Origin of the sequence: Gelidibacter salicanalis, assembly GCF_016469035.1 — a bacterium.
GTDB lineage: Bacteria > Bacteroidota > Bacteroidia > Flavobacteriales > Flavobacteriaceae > Gelidibacter > Gelidibacter salicanalis_A.
Map to the genome: position 1 here is coordinate 1 of NZ_JAEHJZ010000043.1, position 4944 is coordinate 4944.

Sequence of the window (4944 nt, forward strand, 5' to 3'; positions counted from 1 at the left end):
ATGTTTTTGTCATGTACTAAACAGATTTAGTTAAAATTAGAGAAGCTGGCGAAGCAGATATTGAAGTTGAAAATAGAATAATTATTCTTGACGATTTTATAGAAAAATCAATTGATGCTGAAAATTCAATACCAAGGGAATTTAAAACATTATCAAATTCTAATAGACTCGATAGCATCTTAAATAAAGTGGATGAGCTATTAAAAAAGATAGATGAGGATGAATAAATTCAGACAAACAAGTCCAGCGAGAACGTTTAAAAAGGTATATAAGAGTTATAGAAGTTATAAAAAGTATTTAGCAGAAGATTTTAATAATCGATGTGGTTATACTGATTGTCCTGATTTTTGGTTTGGTGGTAAAAATAATTTTCATATAGACCATTTTAAGCCATTTTCTAAAAACCCAGAATTAGCTACCGAATATTCTAATCTTGTCTATTGTTGTTCTTATGTCAACATTTTAAAATCTGATGATGAAGGAGATTATTTAGACCCTTGTAATATTGATTTTAACGACCATTTTGATAGAGCAAGAAATGGAACAATTTTACCTAAAAATAGTTCGGCACAAGCAAAATATATGCATTCCAAACTCAATCTAGGTCTTTCAAGATATAGCCTGATTTGGAAATTAGACGAAATAAACGATAAGCTTATTAAGCTTCAAAAAGAAATCGCAAATCCAAAAAATGCTAAAATAAAAAATGATTTGAGGATAGTGCATAGTGAGCTTGCAGAAGAATTTATCAATTATTTACAGTATTTAAAAGTAAATCAATAATCAAGTGAAACAACAAGTTTTTAAATATTTAAAATCCTACTCCACTACTCCATTAGAAGTGGACAGGCTTATTGTTTCCGCATTTTTAAAAACGAACCATATAAAGGTGGTTAAAAATTCATTCATAAAATCATTAATAATTACAAGTGATAACATTGATGAATCTGAAAAACTAAAGGATTTTATTTTAGTTATTAAGTCCGAAATTCCAAAGTTCGATTTGGAAGCGCTAATTGAATTGTTCGAGTTTGTCATTTCCCCATCAGACAGAATAATAAATGGTGCTATTTACACGCCAAAATATATCAGAGAATACATTACAAATCGTGCTTTTTATGCTTTGAAGAGCAATTATAATCATATAAAAATTGCCGATATTTCTTGTGGTTGTGGAGGATTTTTACTTACTGCATCCAAGAAATTAAAAAAAGTTACGAAGTTGCCCTATAAATCAATATTTGCAAAAAACATCTTTGGGCTAGACATTCAAAACTATTCAACTACCAGAACAAAAATACTTCTATCAGTATTAGCAATATCTGAAAAAGAAGATGCAGAATTTTCATTTAATCTGTTTACTGATGATGCATTAACATTTGATTGGAAAAATCAATCAAAAGATTTTTCTGGATTTGATATGATATTAGGAAATCCTCCATATGTCTGTGCAAAAAATATGACTAAAGAAACAATTAATAAAATTCAAAAGTTTAAAGTTAGTAATTCGGGCAATGCTGATTTATATATTCCCTTTTTTCAATTAGGCATAGAGAACTTAAATCAAAACGGAGTACTTGGATTAATTACTATGAATAGTTTTTATAAAAGTCTAAATGGTAGAAATCTTAGAGAATACTTTAAAACTAAAAGTTTAGGCTTTAAAATAATTGACTTTGGCACAGAGCAAGTATTCAAGTCCAAGAACACATATACTTGCATTTGTATCATTGAAAACAAGACTAAAAATTATATAAAATATTGCAAGAGAGAAAGCAAATTACTTCCGAAAAAAGAAAAAGAATTTAGCAAAATTCCTTATTCAGGACTTAATTCAAAAAGTGGTTGGAATTTAAATGACTTTGAAACAATATCTAAAATAGAGGCAACAGGCATTCCATTTGGGAATTTATTTAAAACCAGACACGGAATAGCTACTCTTAAAAATGACATATTCATATTTAATCCTATAAGGGAAGACGATGACTATTATTATTTGCAAAATGGAAGTTTGTTTCAAATAGAGAAAGGTATTTGTAGAGATATCATCAATGCTAATAAACTAAGTAGAACTGTAGGTCTAGATAATTTAAAGGAAAAAGTAATATTTCCTTATGACAACGAAACCAAGCCAAATTTACTTGATGAGGATTTTGTTATAAAAATGTATCCAAGAGCCTATCAGTATCTGAAAAAGAAAAAGAAAATTTTAGCAGGTCGAGACAAAGGGAAAGGAAACTATGAAAAATGGTTTGCATTTGGGAGAACTCAATCATTAGAGAAGATTGAAAATAAATTATTCTTCCCAAAAATGTCAGATAGAATACCAAGTTTTTTGATGGAATCTGATGAAAACTTACTTTTTTATAATGGGCAAGCTGTAATTGGGCATACTAATGAAGAAATGGTTCTGGCTAGAAAAATAATGGAATCAAAACTTTTTTGGTATTATGTTAAAACAACAAGTAAGCCCTACACTTCTGAATATTATTCATTCAATGGTAATTATATTAAAAATTTCGGTGTATGCGATTTAAATAAATCGGAATTAGACTTTGTAATAAATGAGAATAGTAAAGTTGAATTAGATAAGTTCTTTGAGAAAAAATATGACATTACAATTACTGAATGAAAAAGCCAACGCTAAAAGCCATACACATTTACAGTCGCAACAGCCAGCGCACCATCAAAACTGTAAAAGAGTATGACTTCGCCAACGCTAGCAAGTTTGCGGAAAAAGCCAGCAGGTAATAACTAAGCATATGGCGCGCCGATAGGCCAGCGCTATATGCTATGTTGACTGATCCGGGATTTGTAAATAAGGGGGAATTCGAGAAGTTTGCAGTGGGCCATGGAGAATTAGAACGATGTTTTACTGCACTTTATGGCACTCTTGATTTTAGAATGCTGCCCAGAAAAGTTTTTTCCGCAGTGATTTCCGTTGTTGGCTGTAGAGATCATCTGTTTTTTGTCTTTTTTCTTCGTTTTGGACACCAGTAGCCAGGGCTCTTTTTGGGCCATTTTAAGCATTGTACTTCAGCGGTTTACGGTCTATGATTTGTTCATGATTCTTTGGTGGACCGCGACTGCCAAAAGACAATAAGGTGACCAGGGTCTTCTTTTTACAACTTGGACAACAGTGGTGCAATGACTTTTCTTCTGCGATAAGAGGCTCTATTTGTGTGAGGCCCATGTCTGCCAACTGAAGCTGTAAAAGTGGTAATTTGTCTTTTTTCCAACTACTGCCCAAAAATCCATAATGTCGAATACGTGTAAATCCCTTGGGCAGGATATGGAGCTGAAAACGCCGTATAAACTCTTTTGTGTCCAGTGCCATCGTTGTTTTCTTCCCGCCTTTCCTGTACACCTTTAGACTGAATGTAACCGTCCCGTTCTCTTTATCGATTGCCAGGATGCGATGGTTGCTGATGGCTATCTTATGTGTGTACCTTCCCAAATATTCAATGACATGCTCTGGTCTGCCAAAGGGAGGTTTGGAATAGACCACCCAATTATGCTTGAACAAATCATCATATAGACTTTGTGGCAAATGGGGAAGTGCCTTTCGTAATTTTGACACAAAACGCCCTCTGTATTTACCGCTCATCGCTTCTACCGAGAACAGAAAATCATCCTTTCCCGTTCCCTTTTTCCAAAATCCCGCTTTTGAGACGCCTCCCTTGGGAACGATGCAGTGCAGATGTGGGTGCAATTGCAGGTTCTGTCCCCACGTATGCAGCACCGCGATCATGCCCAGTCTTGCACCCAGATGTTTGGGATTGTTGCCAAAGGCACATAGTGTTTCCCAGACGCTATCAAACAACACCCTGTAAAGCTCTTTGGGGTGTCGCAGTGCCACAGGGTTTAGTGTATCGGGAAGTGTAAAGACCACATGAAAATAGGGAACGTTCAAGAGTTCGCCTTCCCTTGCCCTGATCCACTCTTCGCGTTTGTGTCCTTGACAGGTCGGGCAATGCCTGTTCCTGTCCCGATAGCTATCGGGATTGTAACTGATGTGCAACGCGTGGCAACAATCGCATTTATCAATATGTCCGCCCATAGCTTTGGTTCGGCACCTTCTTATGGCCTGCAGGGCTCGGTAATGCCAAGAGGTCAGGCTCAAATTTCTGAGCTGTAGCTGCTCCATTTCTAAAATATCAGCCACCGTATGTTTGGGGCGCATTAATCGTAGAGCTTATCCAAAGGAGAAAACTTCGATCCACTGGGCAGATTGGCCACATGCAGATAGGTCAGGGTCATCTCGATATGCGCATGGCCCAAAAGTTCTTTTAGGCTGACAATGTCAACACCATATTCCAGCAAATGTGTCGCGAAGGTGTGCCTCAAGGTATGGGCGGTTATCTTTTTGGAACTGCCTATTTTACAGCGGTTTTCCTTGATGACCCATCGGATCCCATTGGTGGTCAACCCCCGAGCTACTCCATCTTTGGTGACCTGACTGTTGAAAAGATAGCCTTGAGGATTTTCCGTTCTGATATACTTCTTTAGTCCTCTGACCAGATATTTACTTAAAGGGACATAGCGGTCGATCTTCCCTTTTTTCTTGGGGATAAAGACCGTTCTGCGATCAAAATCGATGTCTGCCAGTTTGAGGTTGCACAGTTCGTAGCTGCGAAGTCCACAGCCATAGAGCATCCCGATGATCAAACGGTGCTTAAGATACTTGGGCGCTTTTAAAAGGCGCTTCACTTCTTCTTGACTCAGAACAATCGGCAATTTCAAATCCCGTTTGATCTGGGGCAAAGCTACCCGCTTGGCCTCCATGCCCATGACTTTGTAGGCGGCCCTGAGTCCAAAAATGGTGTGTTTAAAGAAACTTTCAGATGGGGTTTTGTGGAGTTTTTGGCAGTAATAAAGGTAAGACTGAATGTTTTCCACCGAAAGCGTTTCTGGGCTCTGTTTATAATGCAGGGCAAGATGTGC

Annotated in this window: 4 protein-coding genes; 2 read left to right on the plus strand and 2 right to left on the minus strand. The window is 36.6% G+C overall.

From position 1 onward, the window contains the following. Positions 1 to 219: 219 nt before the first annotated feature. Both JEM65_RS16845 and JEM65_RS16850 read left to right on the plus strand, forming a co-directional pair. Positions 220 to 783 (plus strand): hypothetical protein, encoded by a 564-nt coding sequence (locus JEM65_RS16845; RefSeq protein WP_199602141.1) that lies wholly within the window; start codon positions 220 to 222, stop codon positions 781 to 783. Positions 784 to 787: 4 nt separating this feature from the next. Further along, complete coding sequence (locus JEM65_RS16850; RefSeq protein WP_199602148.1) at positions 788 to 2632, plus strand: HsdM family class I SAM-dependent methyltransferase; 1845 nt, start codon at positions 788 to 790, stop codon at positions 2630 to 2632. 390 nt (positions 2633 to 3022) lie between these two features. On the opposite strand, the gene JEM65_RS16855 is transcribed toward JEM65_RS16850, so the two are convergent. Next, positions 3023 to 4183, minus strand: a complete 1161-nt coding sequence (locus JEM65_RS16855) for an IS91 family transposase (RefSeq protein WP_199602150.1) — start codon at positions 4181 to 4183, stop codon at positions 3023 to 3025. Next, the coding region (locus tag JEM65_RS16860) for a tyrosine-type recombinase/integrase (protein WP_233530707.1) at positions 4183 to 4944 on the minus strand (762 nt) is incomplete at its 5' end. The genes JEM65_RS16855 and JEM65_RS16860, both read right to left, overlap by 1 nt.

Coding starts and splice junctions, on each gene's coding strand:
- JEM65_RS16855 (WP_199602150.1), bottom strand. CDS start 4,183: ATGCGCCCCAAACATACGGTGGCTGATATTTTAGAAATGGAGCAGCTA.
- JEM65_RS16845 (WP_199602141.1), top strand. CDS start 220: ATGAATAAATTCAGACAAACAAGTCCAGCGAGAACGTTTAAAAAGGTA.